Here is a 17,651-nt window from a genome sequence, read left to right as displayed (position 1 = left end):
ATAAGAAGCCAATCAGCGGCTCAATGAATTCTGATTTTTTTGTTTCCACATCCTTATAAAGGAAGCAGAAACAAACTGTACATATTGCTATGAACACTCATTGTTACATTGATTTAAATTTTTGACTGCCAACCCGAAGGCTAAGCAGTTTCGATTAACTCAACACCTGTGAGTGTCCACACAGATTTCTTGTTTTATATTGTTAAAGAGCAACTCAATCTCATCAGAGAATCTGAGTACCACGCTGAGCATCAAATGCTTCCAGGTGGCTAGGGCTGCGTATTCTACGCATTTCCCATTGTGCGTCAAGGAGTTTTTTACAACTTCTTGCTGCTGTTGAATTAAGTGCCATTCTCAACAGAGAGTAACCTGTTCAATTCAACCTCACTCGCCGTATCGCTTACGCGCATCGCCGTGTCAGTGGATGCGCATTATAGGGAGATTGAGAAAGTGCGCAACCCCTATTTTTGAGATCATTGTCATTTTCTCGCTGTTAGCGGAATATTTGACCTGACCAGCTAGTTTTTAACCTTTATAATAGAAAAAACCACTCAATTAGGGACTTTTCTATGTCAGAACCACTCAGAACTTATCAAGGCACTTATCCTCAATTAGGCAATAACGTATATGTAGATGAAGCTTCAGTGCTTGTTGGTGATATTGCTTTAGATACGGATGCCAGTATCTGGCCTATGGTGGCGGCACGTGGTGATGTGAACCATATTCGAATTGGTAAACGCTCAAATGTACAAGATGGCAGCCTATTGCACGTAACTCGAAAGTCCGCTTCTCGTCCCGATGGTCATCCACTGATCATTGGTGATGATGTGACAATTGGTCACAAGGCTATGCTTCATGGCTGTAAAATCGGTAACCGTGTATTAGTAGGTATGGGTGCAATTATTCTTGACGGTGCAATTTTAGAAGATGATGTGATTTTAGGTGCGGGCTCATTAGTCCCACCGGGTAAAGTATTGGAGAGTGGCTACTTATATGTAGGAAGCCCGGCGAAGCAATCACGCCCATTAACGGCGGCCGAAATTGCCTTTTTACCAGAGTCTGCTGATAACTATGTCAGATTGAAAAATGAGTACATGCTTGAACTACAAAAAAGCTAGTCACTATAGATAGTCAGAAAGGCGGTAAAGACTGATTAGTTTCTGCCGCCTTTTGCTATCAGCTGCCTTAAATCTCTTTTCATTGCAGTTAGCCTAAATGAACGGCACCAAACTCATCGAAGTCTTCGGCTGCAATTAAATCTTCTGCTATTTCCTCAGCATCAAATCTTACCGCATCAAACAATGCCAACATAGCCGCAGCTTCAGAACTTGGCTGCTCAGAAAAATCATTCAGCTCGGCTAGCTTATTTGAACTGATATAACATTTAATATTCATTCCCTGCGATTGCGCTATAAAACAGATTTGCCCTTGGGCATCGTCCCAGTACTGTAAATCGGGGAAAAGAATACTTTGATTCATGCTTCCAACTTAGGCTCAGCCATTAGTTTATCCCTCAAAAGACTCAATACCACTTGAGTGTCGGGTTCTACACCTCGCCATAGGGTAAAGCTCTTAGCCGCTTGCCCCACTAACATACCCAGTCCATCAATAACTTTCGCGGCACCTTGAGATAATGCCCATTGGTTAAAAGCGGTCATTGAGGCGCCATACATCATGTCATAGCAAACGGTTTGCGTAGTGATGATGCGCGCAGGTACGGGAGGTAATTCACCGGCAAGGCTAGCCGAAGTAGAATTAATGATGATATCGAACTCACCTGTAAGCTCACTCATTTGAATCACGCTGACTTTACTCGCGTAGGCGCCATCATTAACCGCGATAAAAATATCAACTAAACCTTGTGCCTTAGTGTGAGTGCGATTGCTGATGGTAAGCTGTGCAATACCTGCATTTAATAGCGGCAAAATACAACCACGTGCGGCGCCGCCTGCACCGATAAGTAATACTTTTTTATCGTGCAAACTGCCTAAGTTCGCGATGAGATCGGCCACCAGCCCTAAGCCATCAGTGTTATCACCGCGAATAGTGCCATCAGGCAATAAAGTTAAGGTATTCACCGCGCCGGCGAGTTTGGCCTCTGGACTGATACTGTCACACAGTGCAAAAGCTTGTTCCTTAAAAGGCACCGTCACATTGGCACCTTTGCCACCCGCGTTGAAAAACGTAGTCAACGAGGCTTCAAAACTATCAATTGGCGCAAGAATGGCTTCGTAAGCCAATGACTCTTGGGTGAACGCAGCAAACTGACCATGGATGAACGGTGATTTACTGTGGCGAATAGGGTTGCCGAACACTGCGTATCTGTCTGTCATAGCGATATTAAACTTTCAGTTTGATGGCTTTGCAGTCTACCGCGCTTTTAGGTCCACGCAAGCCGAATTATACTCAACTGAATTTCACGCTATGTTTCACGCTATAATGCGCCATCGGCTCAATGAACTCTACTTTAGTGAACGACTATTCCAATGAACTGGCTTAAGAAGATTTTTAGTAAACACACTCAAACTCCAGCAGAGGATGATCGCGATCCGAATCAATCTAATGCCTATGACTTAATTGGTGGCGAAAAGGTACTCCGCGCTATTGCTCAATGCTTTTATCAGAAGATGGCAAGTTCGGAAGAAACAACAACCTTGTTTGCTATTCATAGAGCGCCAATTGCGGAATCAGAACAAAAGCTGTTTGAATTTTTAAGTGGATGGCTTGGCGGGCCGCAACTCTATCAGCAAAAACATGGTCATCCAGCATTGCGAGCACGACACATGCATTTCGCTGTTGATGAGGCGATGCGTGACCAATGGTTGTTGTGTATGAAGTTTGCGATTGAAGAGAACATTAAAAAGCCAGAGCATCGAGCCGCCATTTATGAGGCGATTTCAACTCTGGCTGATCATATGCGTAATCAATAATAATGCAGATGTGGCGTCCACTTTTTAAGATTAACGACTAAACCCAGTCGCGAGGCTTGAGATAGTTATCATACAAGTCAGCCTCTGGGCTACCAGCCTCTGGGGTGTAAGCATATTGCCAACGCACTAATGGTGGTAATGACATTAAAATTGACTCAGTACGGCCACCCGTCTGCAACCCAAACAAGGTACCTCGATCGTAAACTAAATTGAACTCAACATAGCGACCACGGCGATACAATTGGAACTGACGCTCACGCTCACCAAAGTCAATATCTTTACGACGCTCAACAATCGGCGCATAGGCCGTTAAAAAGCCATTACCTACCGCTTGCATAAAGCTAAAACTTTTATCAAATCCTTCTTGATTCAAGTCATCAAAAAACAATCCACCCACGCCACGGGTTTCATTACGATGCGGTAGGAAGAAATACTCGTCACACCACTTTTTATACTTGGGATAAACCTCATCGCCGAAGGGCGCGCAAATGTCCTTAGATGTTTGATGCCACTGGCGCACATCTTCCTCAAATGGATAATAAGGTGTTAAGTCAAAACCACCACCAAACCACCACACGGGATCAGCGCCGTCTTTTTGGGCGATGAAGAAACGCACATTAGCGTGAGTTGTTGGGATATAAGGGTTATTAGGGTGGATCACTAAAGAAACCCCCATAGCTTCAAAGCTACGGCCGGCTAATTCAGGGCGATGAGCTGTAGCAGATGCAGGCATAGCTGCGCCTGTCACATGGGAAAAGTTAACTCCAGCTTGTTCGAACACAGCGCCTTGAGTTAATACTCTGCTGGTGCCGCCACCGCCTTCAGCGCGGGTCCATGAATCGGCAGCAAAGCTTGCTTGGCCATCCAGAGCCTGTAGCCCAGTACAAATTCGATTTTGAAGATCGAGTAAAAAAGCTTTAACTACTGCAACATCTGGCACGCTCATCTTATTATCCTTACTTGTATTGGATCATTGTCCATTTCGTAAAATTTTTCCGCTACGCGCATCAATAATGGTCGATGGCTGACGTTGTGCGCCTAATTCGCCTAATACCAGTGCATCAATTTTACTTTCAAAATTGATGAGGATGTCTTCGGCAGTTAATGCAGGTTCTTCACCGGCAAGATTAGCACTGGTCGACACTAAAGGTTTATTCAGCGCGCGGCACAGGGCTTGTACCCCCGCGTGAGCTGACACCCGCACTGCAATAGAGTCAAATTCACCACAGAGGTATTTTGAAACATGCACCTTGATTGGCATCACAAAGGTAAAAGGACCTGGCCACTTAGAAAATGCAAATTCGAGCTGCCCAGCTGTTAATTGCGTTTCATCAACGTAGGCTAACAGCTGCTGAAAATCACTGGCGACTAAGATCAGTCCTTTTTGCCATGGGCGCTGTTTTACCGCCAATAACTTTTGAATAGCAGTGTCGTTATCAGGGTCGCAACCCAGGCCATAAACCGCCTCGGTTGGATAAGCGACAACGCCGCCTTGAAGAATAATGTCTTTTATATCGGATGGGTGTAGCTGCAACATCTTAGGATCACCTTTTGAGTATTGTCGATTTCTACAATCAAGTTCTTGGATAAATTCGAATACTGATCAGCCCATCAACGGTCAGCCGAAGATTATACGCAAGCCAGTTTCATCGGCCAAATAATAAGATGCAGAACACACAATAAACTACAGTGGTCTTTTGTATTTACAGCTTTTTTGCGGACATTCTACGCGCATACCTGCCGCCCCTTTACGCTCAACTAAGATCCCAAAACCACAACTCGGACAATTTTCAGCCACGGGTGGATAATTCACAATAAACTTGCACTTAGGATAAGCGCTACAGGCATAAAAACTCTTTCCAAAACGGCTGGTTCTATGCTCAAGTTTACCCAGTTTGCAGTCAGGGCAAGGAATGTCAGGCTGATCGCGCGTTTGATCCTGTTTTTCAATATGCGTGCAGCTGGGATATTGTGTACAACCGATAAAAATACCAAATCGTCCAGACTTTACTGCCAGTTCATGACCGCATGCGGGACACACAGAGCCTTCTATCACTTGAGTTTCAATCGATTCGTGTTGTACTAAAGGGCGCACATAATTACAGCTGGGATAGTTATTACAACCGAGAAAACCACCATGCTTACTGTGCTTCACCGATAACTCACTGCCACATTCAGGACAAAGCTCGTATTCTTTTTCCAGTGCGTGTTCGTGGGCACTAAATAATTGTTCATCGATCTTAGACATAATCATTCACCACCTGTCGTAGCGCATTAGGATATCAGCGCTGTGCCATCAAGAAATTAATGGCATCAAAAAAGGAGGTCTTAGCCTCCCTTCTCTCATAATGCATCTCTTGCAACGATTAAGAATGCAGCCTGCCTTCCGGTTGCTCGAAGATTAAATCTTCCATTTGCTCGTAAGCGGATTCATGACCGGGTGCATTGAATAACACCATCAAGATAACCCACTTCAAATCTTCTAAAATCAGTGTTGGTTCATCCAACTCCATGACTCTATCGATCACCATTTCACGGGTTTCAACATTTAGCACTGTCACTTGCTCTAAAAACAGTAAGAAACCGCGGCACTCAACATCCAGTTTTTCCATTTCGTCTTTTGTATAAATACGAAACGAATGCTGATCATGATTACAAAGATAAGGCTGATCGCCTTCTTGTAATTCAGCTAAGCGCTCTAACCAAGTTAACGCTTTTAAAATCTCGGACTTATGAAATCCTGCGCGAGTGAGTTCTTTGGTTAACTCGTCTTCATCAACGAGTAATTCAACTTCACTGTGAACATAGTTTTCAAATAGATACATGAGGATATCAAACATGGCTAGCTCCTCTTTACTCTGACGTAACCACCGGGTATTGCGATAACCCAACCTTGTAATTCTAGTTCAAGCATTTGTTCTAACACCAGATCTATCGTTTTCCCACTATGTTCAACTACAGTATCAAGGGTTGTAGTTTCATAACCTACACTAGCTAACAGCGACGAAAATGGCAAATCACAAACATCATCCTGCTGTATATGGTGCTGCAGCCTCAATTCTTCAAGGTGAAAAGCGGTTAAACTTGCTAATTCTTCCACTATATCGGCCGCGGTCTCTACAAGTTTTGCGCCATCACGTAATAAATCATGACAACCCTGATGGTAACCACCGAGAATTGAGCCAGGAACGGCAAACACCTCACGCCCTTGCTCCATTGCTAGCCTCGCAGTGATTAAAGAGCCACTTTTACGGCAAGCCTCAACCACGAGAGTGCCAAGAGAAAGACCGCTAATAATGCGGTTTCGTTTCGGAAAATTACCCGCAAACGGCCCAACATCTGGCCAAAACTCGCTAAGTATACAGCCTTGCTGCTGAATATCATGATAAAGCTGCCGATGTTTACGTGGATAAATCGTCTCTATGCCAGTACCCAGCACGGCAATTGTCCGTCCGTGATAATCAACACAGGCTTTATGAGCCGCGCCATCAATCCCCATCGCCATGCCGCTACAGATACTAAATCCCATCGATGACATCTCTGCAGCAAGTTGATAAGCAATCTGTAAACCTCCCGGCGATGCATTACGACTGCCAACAATAGCAAGCGAAGGCAATGCGAGAGCTTCTATACACCCTTTCAAAAACAAGACCGTAGGCGGATCAGTAAGCTGCTTTAAGAGTGGCGGATAGAGCGGATCGGAGAAACAAAGTAAATGATGGTCAGCTGATTGCTGTTGCCATTCAAGGGCGATATCTACTTTTTGATAATCAATAGCAAGGCTCTGGAGCAGATGCTTAGATAAAGGTAGCGCTTCTTTCTCGTGCTCTAACCTTTGCCTAAGATCGTCCACTTCCATGTGCGTTAATAATTGTTGGATCTTAGCGGGTCCCAGCCCAGATACAGCGCCAACAATTAACCAATCGACCAAGTATTCAGAAATTATTGCCCCCTGAAGGCTAAAGACTCTGGTGCGACTAATTTATCGCCAACACGGACAGGGCGCTCAGTCGTGACGATTAATCCTAAACTCACTTTATCGAACACCTTAAATACTAACAATTTACCATGATAGATATCCGGCATTTGAATGGCACGATCAGTAGACGTTGAAGCAATTAAGTTTTCGTAAGCAGTACGTTCGATAACAGGCACCGGCATACCATTTTGGTCGATGACAATCACCTCACCATCACGGAAAATTGAAAACACCACTCCAGGCTCAATACCATCTTCAGTCCCCTTATCAAGATAAACGACATTCAGCTTGCCCGCTTCACGTAAATTCGACTCTGTAGCCAAGACTAAGGCCGGAGCCTTTAACTCTGCAGATTTTGGCGTGAAGTAAGCAGACATTAAAGAATCACTTCCCATCGGTAGCACTCTAAAGCCAGCTTTGGTTTCGCGAAAACTGCTTAATAACTTGATCTTTGAAACCTTGCCGGACTCAATCACCTGTCCAGTCGAAGCTAAAATGGCTTCTTGACCTAACACTTCACCCGATTCTTTATTCAAAAACTCGCGGCCGCGTTCATAAGCACCGTATTTTTGCCCCAGCGGTAGAACCCCATCGATATAAATTACATCACCAACAATGTGATGACGTGATGGGCTTTCACCTGATAGCACCATAGGTTGTTCAGCAAGCCAGTTATTATCAACCACTCGATTTTGAACTAGATATTGCTCTATCAAAGTGAGATCAACAGCTGGTATTGCATTGCTTTTAGCAATAACCCGCCCCTCTGGACTCTTCTTTATATGCGGCTTAGCACTATCACTAGAGGCACCATTACGTACTAATCGAGGTTGACCATCGACAAATACCAGAGTGAGCTGATCGCCAGGGTAAATGAGATGGGGATTAGCTATCTGTGGGTTAACATCCCACAAGCGTGGCCATTTCCAGGGATCATTTAGAAACACAGTGGAAATATCCCAAAGAGTGTCGCCCTTTTTCACTACATATGACTCAGGATATCCCGCTTTTAGCGTGAGAGTATCGGCGGTAACAAACGTACAATTTAAAGTCATTAACGCGATTAAAATTAACCGTTTCATGGGCATTTCCATGTTGTTTGGCTCTTAGTTTGAGCTTTTACTATTATTGATAGGAACTAAAGATTAAAATTAACCCATTAGCATCAGTGAGTATAACTAACTGATAGGTATTTGACAGACTTGTTAAGAGTTTATGTATGACACTATTAAAAGTTTTACAATTTCCCGATGAAAGATTACGGACACAAGCCACACCTATCACTGAGTTTAATGCTGAATTGCAGACTCAAATCGATGATATGTTCGAAACCATGTACCAAGAAAAAGGAATTGGATTAGCTGCAACTCAAGTGGATTACCATAAACAGCTTATTGTTATGGACTTACAAGATGAAGTCGAGCGGCCAAAGGTGTTTATCAACCCTGAGATTATCGCCAGTAGTGGTGACTTCTGCAACGAAGAAGGCTGTCTATCGGTTCCTGGTATTTATGCCAAAGTTGATCGCGCTGAATTTGTTACGGTAAAAGCCTTAGACAGGCACGGTAATGAATTTATTATTGAGGCTGATGAGCTCTTCGCTATCTGTATTCAACACGAAATGGATCACCTCAAAGGTAAATTGTTTGTTGATTATCTATCACCGCTAAAACGTCAGCGGATCAAACAGAAACTTGAAAAAGCGGCCCGATTGGACGCCAAAGAAGCATAGGATTAGATTTGAAACCACTCAACATCATCTTTGCCGGAACACCAGATTTTGCAGCTCGCCACTTACAAGCACTGTTGGACTCACACCATAATGTGATTGGCGTTTATACCCAGCCCGATAGACCTGCAGGTCGCGGCAAGAAGCTAACCGCAAGTCCAGTAAAAGAACTGGCCATAGCCAATAACATCCCTGTTTATCAACCCGGTTCATTACGCAAAGAGCCTGCACAACAACAGCTTGCCGAGCTTAATGCCGATATTATGGTAGTGGTTGCTTACGGTCTAATTCTGCCAAAAGTCGTACTAGATACACCACGTTTAGGCTGTATTAATGTTCACGGTTCTATTTTGCCACGCTGGCGCGGTGCAGCGCCTATTCAGCGCGCACTGTGGGCGGGCGACACTGAAACGGGTGTGACTGTCATGCAAATGGATGTCGGCTTAGACACGGGCGACATGCTGCTTAAAACCTATCTACCAATTGAAGATAGCGACACTTCAGCCAGTCTTTACGAAAAACTGGCGAAACAAGGCCCTGTTGCCCTATTGCAAGCCCTCGAAGGCTTAGCTAACGGTACTTTAACCGCCGAAAAACAAGATGAAGCCTTAGCCAACTACGCTGAAAAACTCAGCAAAGAAGAAGCCAGGCTCGACTGGAATAAATCTGCCAAACAACTCTGGCAAGAAGTCCGTGCCTTTAATCCTTGGCCAGTGAGTTACTTTGAACACCAAGGCAATACCATTAAGGTGTGGCAAACTCAAGTTAGCGAAACCATTAGCACAGCCGCTCCGGGTACGATTATCAGCGCCAGCAAGAAAGGCATCGACATCGCCACTGCCGATGGCGTGCTAACCCTGCTAAGCATGCAGCTACCAGGGAAAAAACCGCTCAGTGTTGCTGATATTCTCAATGCTCGAGGTGAATGGTTTAGCCCAAATACTCGCCTCGCAAGCGAGGCACAATAGCCATGAACTTGCGCGCGCTGGCAGCTAAAGCCATCTTCGAAGTATTAGAAAAAGGTGTGTCACTGTCAGTGGCACTGCCCGATCAACAAAAGCATCTTGCCAGCGGCAAAGATAAAGCCTTACTCGCTGAGCTTTGCTACGGCGTGATGCGCACTCTGCCACAAATAGAAAAACGCATCAGCGAATGCCTTGAGAAACCCCTCAAAGGTAAACAAAGGATTATCCACCAGCTGTTGATCATTGGGTGTTATCAGCTTTACTTCACTCGCATTCCAAGCCATGCCGCAATTTCAGAAACTGCCGAGGCCTGTCGCCAATTAAAATTTGAAGGCATGGTTAAGGTTGTAAACGGTGTCCTACGCAACATTCAGCGTCAGCTTTCGCCACTAAGCACAGAGTCTGATACGTTAAGTTACAACACACCCGCTTGGTTGATTAAGCGCTTAAAAGAAGCTTATCCCGAGCAGTGGCAAGAAATTATCCAACAGAGTCATGAGCGCCCACCTATGTGGCTGCGTAATAATCGCTTATCCCAGAGCCGTACCGAATACCTCGCCGCCTTAGCCGAACTTGATATTGAAGCGAGCGAAGGCACTAGCGCCGATGCCATTCTCTTGGCCCATCCCAAGGATGTCGCCACCCTGCCACGCTTCCATGACGGTGCGGCATCAGTACAAGATGGCGCAGCGCAATGGGCGGCGACACTGCTTGCCCCACAAGCTAATGAGCTAATACTTGATGCCTGCGCAGCGCCCGGTGGAAAAAGCTGTCATCTACTCGAGCTTGAGCCGAGTATCAAACTCGTCGCCGTCGACTTTGATGCCAAACGCCTCGAGCGCGTGCAACAGAACCTTGACCGCCTATCATTAAAAGCTGAGCTTATACATGGTGATGCGGCCAATATTGACTCATGGTGGCAAGGTGAACAATTTGATCGTATCTTACTGGACGCGCCTTGCTCTGCCACAGGAGTGATTCGCCGTCATCCCGATATCAAGTGGTTACGTAAAAACCATGACATTGAAGAGCTCGCAGGGCTACAACAGCAAATTCTCGATCATTGCTGGAAATGGCTAAAACCGGGCGGTACGCTGCTGTATGCCACTTGCTCGATTTTACCGCAGGAAAATCGCGACCAGATTAGTGCGTTTTTAGAAAGAACGGCAGATGCTAAGCTAGATACATTACCCCAGCAAAATTCGCCACAAGATATAGGTTGGCAAATCACGCCAGGACAAGACAATATGGATGGGTTTTATTATGCCCGTTTATTAAAAGCGACCGATTAGGAAGTAAGCAAGGCCATGAAAATTATCATATTAGGCGCAGGTCAAGTCGGGGGAACCTTGGCAGAAAATTTGGTAGGTGAAAACAATGACATCACCATAGTCGATAATGACAAATCCAGATTACGCGCCCTGCAAGATAAATACGACCTTCGCGTTGTAACAGGCCACGCAGCTAACCCTGATGTACTCAGAGAAGCTGGCGCGGAAGATGCCGACATGCTAATCGCCGTCACTAACAGTGATGAATGCAACATGGCCGCCTGCCAGATTGCTTACACCCTTTTTGGTACCCCCACTAAAATTGCCCGAATTCGTTCAGAACCTTATTTGGCAATGCGCGATAAACTGTTTATCGACAGTGAAACGAAAAATAGCGATGGTCGTCCCCGCGGTGGTTTTGTGATCGATGAGTTAATCGCCCCTGAACAGTTAGTGACTGCTTACATTCAACGTCTTGTTGAGTATCCTGGCGCATTGCAAGTGCTCGAATTTGCCGAGGGTCGCCTAAGTTTAGTGGCTGTTCGTGCCTATTATGGTGGCCCGCTGGTGGGTAATGCTTTAGCGGCACTTCGCGAACATATGCCAAATATTGATACCCGGGTCGCGGCAATTTTTCGCCAAGGTCGAGCAATTATGCCCCGCGGCACCACGATTATCGAGGCCGATGACGAAGTCTTCTTCGTTGCTGATAGTCGTCACATTCGCGCAGTCATGAGCGAAATGCAAAAACTCGATAGCACCTACCGCAATATTATGATCGCTGGCGGCGGTAACATAGGATTAGGCTTAGCCAAACGCCTTGAACGTACTCACTCAGTCAAGTTGATTGAGCATAAATATGAGCGGGCAGAAGCCTTATCGGAACAACTCGAAAATACCACCGTATTTTGCGGTGACGCATCAGATCAAGAATTACTGCTTGAAGAACACATAGACCAAACCGACGTATTCATTGCCGTTACCAATGATGATGAAGCCAATATCATGTCGGCTTTATTAGCCAAACGCATGGGCGCAAAAAAAGTCATGGTATTGATCCAGCGCGAAGCCTATGTTGATATCGTGCAAGAAGCGAATATTGATATCGCAATTTCACCACAACAAGCGACGATTTCAGCCCTATTAACCCATATTCGTCAGGGTGATATTTGTAACGTTTATTCGTTACGCCGCGGCGCGGCAGAAGCGATTGAGGCCATTGCCCACGGTGATTCAAGTACGTCAAAAGTGGTTGGTAAAGCCATTGGTGATGTGAAATTACCACCAGGTACTACAATTGGCGCCCTTGTCCGTAATGACGAAGTACTGATGGGCCACGATAAAACAGTGATAGAACAAGGCGATCACGTCATTTTGTTTTTAGTGAATAAAAAATTTGTTGGCGAAGTCGAGAAACTTTTCCAACCCAGTGCTTTTTTCTTTTAAACCTCTAAGCCCTATCCATGCTGAACTTTAGACCGCTATTGTTTATTTTAGGGCTGTTTTTGTCGATGCTGACAGCCTTCATGTTAATTCCACTACTTCTTGCTATATTCAATGGCGAAGAAACCGTGGGCTCTTTCATGCTATCTGCTTTATTAACTGGCATTAGTGCCAGCCTGTGTTTGCATAATGGGCAGAGTAAAACTATCAATCTTAATATTCGCGATATGTTCTTATTGACCAGCTTAACGTGGTTAATCGTCAGTTTATTTGCTGCCATGCCCTTTACCCTTTACCACGGCATTGGTTACACGGATGCTTTCTTTGAAACCATGTCAGGTATCACGACCACCGGCTCTACCGTCCTATCGGGTTTAGATACCATGGATCACAGTATCCTGATTTGGCGCTCTTTATTACAGTGGTTGGGCGGTATCGGCTTTATTGTGATGGCGGTAGCCATTCTGCCTTTTTTAAACGTCGGCGGAATGAGGCTATTTAGAACAGAATCCTCCGATTGGAGCGATAAAGCGGTTCCTCGTACTCAGAGTATGGCTAAGTATCTATTTCTTGTGTATATCACCCTTACCAGTATCTGTTGCGTAGCCTATCATCTTGCGGGCATGACTTGGTTTCAAGCCGTTAACCATGCTATGACTACCCTATCGACTGGCGGTTACTCAACCTCTGATAACTCAATGGCTGCATTTTCAAACTCTGCTCATTGGGTCGGTGTGGTGTTTATGGCTGCGGGTGGCCTGCCGTTACTGATGTTTGTACACAGCATACAGCAAAGAGATGTGCGGATTTGGAACGATGCTCAGGTTAAGGGCTTTCTGTTTTTTCTGACCATAGTGTCTTGCTCTATTGGATTTTGGCTATGGCAAACCCGCGATATCGCATTACTTGATGCATTGCGTTTATCCAGCTTTAACGTGGTTTCAGTGGTGACCACCACAGGTTATGGCTTAACGGATTACGGTGCTTGGGGCGCCTTTGCAAACATTGCTTTTCTATTTTTAATGTTTGTCGGCAGCTGCTCAGGCTCTACCTCTGGCGGGATAAAAATTTTCCGTTTTCAAATTGCTGGCGCTATTATGCGCGAGCAATTAAAACAACAGTGTCATCCGAATGGTATTTTTAGAGAACGCTACAATAACCGCATCATCAGTGAAGATATTGTGCGTTCACTGATCACTTTTGTGCTGTTATTTATGATGGTTATCGTGGGCTTATCAGTGATTTTAGTATTAACGGGACTCGACCCGATGACGAGCTTTACCGGTGCAATCACCGCGGTTACAAACGTAGGCCCAGGTTTAGGCCCTATTATCGGCCCTGCGGGTAACTTTTCGACGCTACCCGATGTGGCTAAATGGGCATTGGCTCTCGGCATGTTACTCGGACGCTTAGAGATATTGACCGTAGCGGTATTATTTCACCCGAGTTTCTGGAAGTATTAATTCTGTAGAGCTTGGATACTAAAAAGGCGCTTAACTTGTTAAGCGCCTTTTCTATTAAGCCTGACTCGTCCTAAATAGCGGTAACGTCGACTAATTCAAGCAGATGATCGGCATAGACCTTCACATCTTCCCAGTCGGTGTAATCGATAACCGACTTAGGATCGGTTGGGCCTTTGGTCATCTTCATAATCAACTGGATCATCCACCGGTCGTACCAAGGCCATGAAGGATAATCCACTTTACCGGCAATAATTTTAAGGTCTGCAGGTGTCCAAGGTGATAGTGTAATAAACTTTTGCAGATATTTATTATTCTCTGGGATGCGCTTTTCAGGGTTTCTCGCCACCACGTTGACGCAAAAGAAACTGTTTGGTAAGGCATCCAAAGCACGTGCATGCTGCTCAATAAATTGAAACACACTTTTATCATAACTGCCGTAGAGTACACAGGCGCCTAAAGCAACGGCTTGATAATCAGACCAGTTAATAGACTTAGCTGCTGCACTGTTGATATCAATGAGATCAACTTGAACTCCACGTAATATTAATTGGTCGGCAATTGCACTGGCTATCTTGGCGGTGTGGCCGCCACGGGTAAAATAAAGCACAAGAACACGTATCATAGGAAATTCCAAATCTACTCAGTTAGTAGGCTATTGTGGCAAGATTACGCGACATAAACCTCTGATAGGATCACAAAGTAGTCGTATCTCATATTCTTAGATGCAAAAATTGAGATCTACATGGCTGAGCAGTATGATTACGTTGACAGATGTGTTCAATTAGAATTATCTAATAAAAAGCGATAAAGTGAGTGACCTTATGCAAAATGATATAGATGTAGCTGCAATGGTAACTAATGCAGAAAGTGCGGCAAAATGGCTCAAAGCTATAGCGAACCCTTATCGCCTAATGATTTTGTGCCTACTACTCGACAAAGAGTTGAGCGTAACTGAGCTTAATGCCACGGTGCCTTTAAGCCAGTCGGCACTATCCCAACATTTAGCAGTATTACGTACTGAAGATTTGGTTGATACCCGTAAGAGCTCGCAAATTGTTTACTATAAGCTCAAGGACGAACAGGTAACTCAAGTAATTTCAATTCTGTATAGCCGCTACTGCGCGGCATAATACGGCAAATCAGTAAAGTTAAGCTCTAGCATTTTATGCCACTGGGGCTTAAATATCGTTAAGCTTGGCTAAACCGGTTACCAAAAGCGTCAACCTTATCCCAATCAGTAAACTCGAAGGTGCCCGAGATATCAGTAGGGCCTTTTGTCACCCACATGATGAAACGTATCATAGTTCTATCGAATAAACCGTATTTAGGATAATCAATTTTACCCGCAAATACTTCTAACAGCTGTGGTTGCCATAATGATAATTGCAGAAATTTTTGCATGTAAGGGTTAGTTTCTGGTGTATTTTTTAACGGTTTGCGCGCCACAACATTAACGGTAAAAAAACCATTAACCTTAGTATTTAATACTGCATGGTGGCGATTTACAAACTGGTAAAGCGCCGGTCTATGCTTACCATAACGAATGCTGGCACCAATCAATACTTTGTCAAAATCAACCAAGTTCAAAGCTTCAGCCTGTTCTAATGTAACTAACGAAACTTGTTCACCAGCTTGCTCAGCAATGAGCTTCATTTTTTGGCAAATAGCTAAGGTTTGGCCATCTATTGTTGAATAGATTATTAATGTTTGCATGATTAGTTCTTCCAAAAAGTTGGCGTAAACAAAATGAGTAAAGTAAAGACTTCTAATCGCCCAAAAAGCATAGCAATCAAGAGTACCCATTTAGCGCCATCACCAATACTGGCATAGTTGCTGGCAACGGCGCCTAAACCTGGGCCTAAGTTATTAAGGCATGCTGCTGTAGCGCTAAAAGCGGTAATATCATCAAGCCCTAGCGCCATCAGAGCGAGCATAGATACAACAAAAACAAGGGCATAAGCTGAAAAGAACCCCCACACTGCATCAATAACGCGATCAGATAGCACTTTAGAACCAATACGAATCGAAAACATCGCTTTAGGATGGACTAAACGTTTTAACTCACGGGAGCCTTGCAATAATAATAGAATAATACGGATAACTTTAATGCCGCCAGCAGTAGAACCACCACAGCCGCCAATAAAACTTGAAAAAATCAATAGGATGGGTAAAAAGAGTGGCCATAAATGGAAGCTTTCACTACCAAATCCTGCGGTAGTCGCCACCGATACCACCTGAAATAACGCATGATCGAGTGTTTCTTCAGGTGTATCGTAAATGCCAGACTGGTAAAGGGTTACAAAACAGATCGCCGTCAAGGTAAACTGAATCGCCACCAGCATTTTAAATTCAGTATCTTTAAAATATACTTTTACGTTGATACCTCTGCGGGAAAACGCCGCAAAATGCACACTAAAATTGACGGCTGAAACAATTAAAAAGAACGCACAAATAAGATTAATCGCAGGGCTATCAAAATAGCCCATACTGGCATCATGGGTAGAGAATCCGCCAATCGCAATCGTCGAAAATGAGTGACAAACCGCATCAAAAAGACTCATACCCGCCAACCAATAAGCGCTTGCACAAACAACGGTAAGGAATAAATAAATATACCACAGTGCCTTAGCTGTTTCGGCAATACGCGGGGTCATTTTATTATCTTTCACCGGTCCAGGAATTTCTGCCCGATACAGCTGCATTCCTCCAATCCCTAGTACAGGTAAAATAGCTACGGCTAATACGATAATCCCCATACCACCGAGCCATTGCAGCAAATGTCGATAAAATAAGATGGCTTTAGGTAGGGAATCAAGCCCTTCGATAACGGTTGCACCTGTGGTGGTTAATGCAGAAAAAGATTCGAAGAAACTATCCGTCCAGCTAAGATCTGGCTCGCTAGAGAATATAAAAGGTAATGCACCAATCGACCCCAGTACGGTCCAGAATAGAACAACAATAAGAAACCCCTCTCGGGTTCGTAACTCTTCTTTACAGCGACGATTAGGATACCAAAGCCAGAAACCAATAAACAAACTGACAAAAAATGCTTGCACAAATGCTGTACCACCACCATCGTTGTACCATACGGCAATTAGTGCTGGGGGCAACATAGTGATGGAAAACAAGCCGACTAATAGGCCTATAATTCTTATTATTGTTTTATATTGCATTACGCGAGTTCAATTATTCCATAGGCTGCAAAGGTATTTTCAGCATTTAAGCTATTTTGGCATAGTTTACGCAGGCATCACAGCTCAAACTCAGGCAGCAAACTTCCCTGGCTAAGTGTTGCCAGCAACTCACAAAGTAATGCTTGTTGCTGCCGTCCGATTTCAAACTCAATATCAACAGCCTCAGTAAATTGCTTATCAATAATCACCGCATCTACTTGCTGTAAGACATGCTCAACGTCGCGCAGTTGTGCATAATCACAATGCAGCTTAGCAGGATAACGTAATTGTTTAAGCCTAGTCGGTAATTGAAGTAATCCTTGCCTTAATCCGGAGGTGTAAGCGCGTACTAAACCACCAACGCCTAACTTAGTGCCACCATAATAGCGCACTACAATAGCGCCAATTTCGCCAATGTTCGCGCCCTGTAATAGCGTTAACATAGGACGTCCCGCACTTCCTGCTGGCTCGCCATCATCACTCGAACCAATCAAGATGCTATTATCTGGCGCACCGGCAACAAAGGCGTAGCAATAATGGCTTGCACCAGGATAATCACGCTTTATGTCAGTGAGTACTAACTTTAATTTATCAACACTATCGCAATGAAACAGAAAAGAGATAAAGCGGCTATGCTTTATCTCCTCTTCAATCACGATATTCTCGCAGGGAACCTTATAACTTTCGAGCACATATCC

At 44.5% G+C, this 17,651-nt stretch carries 20 protein-coding genes; 8 read left to right on the top strand and 12 right to left on the bottom strand.

Annotation, left to right across the window (positions count from 1 at the left end):
• Window positions 1-569 precede the first annotated feature (569 nt).
• The gene (locus BW947_RS16920) at window positions 570-1,118 is read left to right on the top strand and encodes a gamma carbonic anhydrase family protein (protein ID WP_076501755.1); all 549 of its coding nucleotides are present in this window, start codon (window positions 570-572) and stop codon (window positions 1,116-1,118) included.
• Between the two features lie 88 nt (window positions 1,119-1,206).
• Here BW947_RS16920 and BW947_RS16915 read toward each other — a convergent pair whose 3' ends face one another.
• Entirely contained in the window at window positions 1,207-1,479 is a 273-nt protein-coding gene (locus BW947_RS16915; protein WP_076501752.1) for a DUF1488 family protein, read from the bottom strand.
• Window positions 1,476-2,333, bottom strand: coding sequence for a shikimate dehydrogenase (gene aroE / locus BW947_RS16910; RefSeq protein ID WP_076501749.1), 858 nt, complete (start codon window positions 2,331-2,333; stop codon window positions 1,476-1,478). The genes BW947_RS16915 and aroE overlap by 4 nt, the downstream gene beginning before the upstream one ends.
• A 153-nt stretch (window positions 2,334-2,486) precedes the next feature.
• Here aroE and BW947_RS16905 point away from each other — a divergent pair, with 153 nt between their 5' ends.
• Window positions 2,487-2,930, top strand: coding sequence for a group II truncated hemoglobin (locus tag BW947_RS16905; RefSeq protein WP_076501746.1), 444 nt, complete (start codon window positions 2,487-2,489; stop codon window positions 2,928-2,930).
• A gap of 37 nt (window positions 2,931-2,967) precedes the next feature.
• On the opposite strand, the gene hemF is transcribed toward BW947_RS16905, so the two are convergent.
• The 6 genes from hemF to BW947_RS16875 all read right to left on the bottom strand — a co-directional run bounded on the left by hemF (window position 2,968) and on the right by BW947_RS16875 (window position 8,003).
• A complete protein-coding gene (gene hemF, locus BW947_RS16900) occupies window positions 2,968-3,876 on the bottom strand; it encodes an oxygen-dependent coproporphyrinogen oxidase (protein ID WP_076501744.1) in 909 nt (302 codons plus the stop codon).
• A 24-nt stretch (window positions 3,877-3,900) separates the two neighbouring features.
• On the bottom strand, window positions 3,901-4,467 hold the full coding sequence (tsaC, locus tag BW947_RS16895; RefSeq protein ID WP_076501743.1) for an L-threonylcarbamoyladenylate synthase type 1 TsaC: 567 nt from the start codon (window positions 4,465-4,467) through the stop codon (window positions 3,901-3,903).
• Window positions 4,468-4,614: 147 nt separating this feature from the next.
• Window positions 4,615-5,178 carry a DNA topoisomerase family protein gene (locus BW947_RS16890; protein ID WP_076501764.1) on the bottom strand — a complete coding sequence of 188 codons (564 nt, stop codon included), beginning with the start codon at window positions 5,176-5,178 and terminating at the stop codon, window positions 4,615-4,617.
• Window positions 5,179-5,296: 118 nt separating this feature from the next.
• Window positions 5,297-5,770, bottom strand: coding sequence for a DUF494 family protein (locus BW947_RS16885; RefSeq protein WP_076501740.1), 474 nt, complete (start codon window positions 5,768-5,770; stop codon window positions 5,297-5,299).
• Window positions 5,771-5,772: 2 nt separating this feature from the next.
• The gene (gene dprA, locus BW947_RS16880; RefSeq protein ID WP_143562271.1) at window positions 5,773-6,861 is read right to left on the bottom strand and encodes a DNA-processing protein DprA; all 1,089 of its coding nucleotides are present in this window, start codon (window positions 6,859-6,861) and stop codon (window positions 5,773-5,775) included.
• An 11-nt stretch (window positions 6,862-6,872) separates the two neighbouring features.
• Window positions 6,873-8,003 (bottom strand): LysM peptidoglycan-binding domain-containing protein, encoded by a 1,131-nt coding sequence (locus BW947_RS16875; RefSeq protein ID WP_076501737.1) that lies wholly within the window; start codon window positions 8,001-8,003, stop codon window positions 6,873-6,875.
• 125 nt (window positions 8,004-8,128) lie between these two features.
• On the opposite strand from BW947_RS16875, the gene def reads away from it, so the two are divergent.
• Genes def through BW947_RS16850 form a run of 5 tightly spaced genes read left to right on the top strand, consistent with a single transcriptional unit; the run spans window position 8,129 to window position 13,780 of the window.
• The gene (def, locus tag BW947_RS16870; protein ID WP_076501735.1) at window positions 8,129-8,641 is read left to right on the top strand and encodes a peptide deformylase; all 513 of its coding nucleotides are present in this window, start codon (window positions 8,129-8,131) and stop codon (window positions 8,639-8,641) included.
• Window positions 8,642-8,649: 8 nt separating this feature from the next.
• Window positions 8,650-9,606, top strand: coding sequence for a methionyl-tRNA formyltransferase (gene fmt / locus BW947_RS16865; RefSeq protein ID WP_076501732.1), 957 nt, complete (start codon window positions 8,650-8,652; stop codon window positions 9,604-9,606).
• Between the two features lie 2 nt (window positions 9,607-9,608).
• Window positions 9,609-10,895, top strand: coding sequence for a 16S rRNA (cytosine(967)-C(5))-methyltransferase RsmB (gene rsmB / locus BW947_RS16860; protein ID WP_076501729.1), 1,287 nt, complete (start codon window positions 9,609-9,611; stop codon window positions 10,893-10,895).
• A gap of 15 nt (window positions 10,896-10,910) precedes the next feature.
• The gene (gene trkA, locus BW947_RS16855; protein WP_076501726.1) at window positions 10,911-12,320 is read left to right on the top strand and encodes a Trk system potassium transporter TrkA; all 1,410 of its coding nucleotides are present in this window, start codon (window positions 10,911-10,913) and stop codon (window positions 12,318-12,320) included.
• A 17-nt stretch (window positions 12,321-12,337) separates the two neighbouring features.
• Window positions 12,338-13,780 (top strand): TrkH family potassium uptake protein, encoded by a 1,443-nt coding sequence (locus BW947_RS16850; protein WP_076501724.1) that lies wholly within the window; start codon window positions 12,338-12,340, stop codon window positions 13,778-13,780.
• Between the two features lie 70 nt (window positions 13,781-13,850).
• On the opposite strand, the gene hemG (BW947_RS16845) is transcribed toward BW947_RS16850, so the two are convergent.
• Window positions 13,851-14,402: a menaquinone-dependent protoporphyrinogen IX dehydrogenase gene (gene hemG, locus BW947_RS16845; protein ID WP_076501721.1), complete on the bottom strand. Its 552-nt coding sequence runs from the start codon at window positions 14,400-14,402 to the stop codon at window positions 13,851-13,853.
• 199 nt (window positions 14,403-14,601) lie between these two features.
• Between hemG (BW947_RS16845) and BW947_RS16840 the strand changes: the two genes are divergently transcribed.
• Window positions 14,602-14,910, top strand: coding sequence for an ArsR/SmtB family transcription factor (locus tag BW947_RS16840; protein ID WP_076501717.1), 309 nt, complete (start codon window positions 14,602-14,604; stop codon window positions 14,908-14,910).
• Between the two features lie 58 nt (window positions 14,911-14,968).
• Here BW947_RS16840 and hemG (BW947_RS16835) read toward each other — a convergent pair whose 3' ends face one another.
• The 3 genes from hemG (BW947_RS16835) to BW947_RS16825 form a co-directional block, all read right to left on the bottom strand.
• Entirely contained in the window at window positions 14,969-15,493 is a 525-nt protein-coding gene (gene hemG, locus BW947_RS16835) for a menaquinone-dependent protoporphyrinogen IX dehydrogenase (RefSeq protein ID WP_076501715.1), read from the bottom strand.
• A 2-nt stretch (window positions 15,494-15,495) separates the two neighbouring features.
• Window positions 15,496-16,953, bottom strand: coding sequence for a TrkH family potassium uptake protein (locus BW947_RS16830; protein WP_076501712.1), 1,458 nt, complete (start codon window positions 16,951-16,953; stop codon window positions 15,496-15,498).
• Between the two features lie 77 nt (window positions 16,954-17,030).
• Entirely contained in the window at window positions 17,031-17,645 is a 615-nt protein-coding gene (locus BW947_RS16825; RefSeq protein WP_076501709.1) for a YigZ family protein, read from the bottom strand.
• Between the last annotated feature and the right edge of the window lie 6 nt (window positions 17,646-17,651).

Source organism: Shewanella morhuae (assembly GCF_900156405.1).
Lineage (GTDB): Bacteria > Pseudomonadota > Gammaproteobacteria > Enterobacterales > Shewanellaceae > Shewanella > Shewanella morhuae.
The sequence above is the reverse complement of the archived record's forward strand: the minus strand, read 5'-3'. Positions and strand labels throughout refer to the sequence as shown.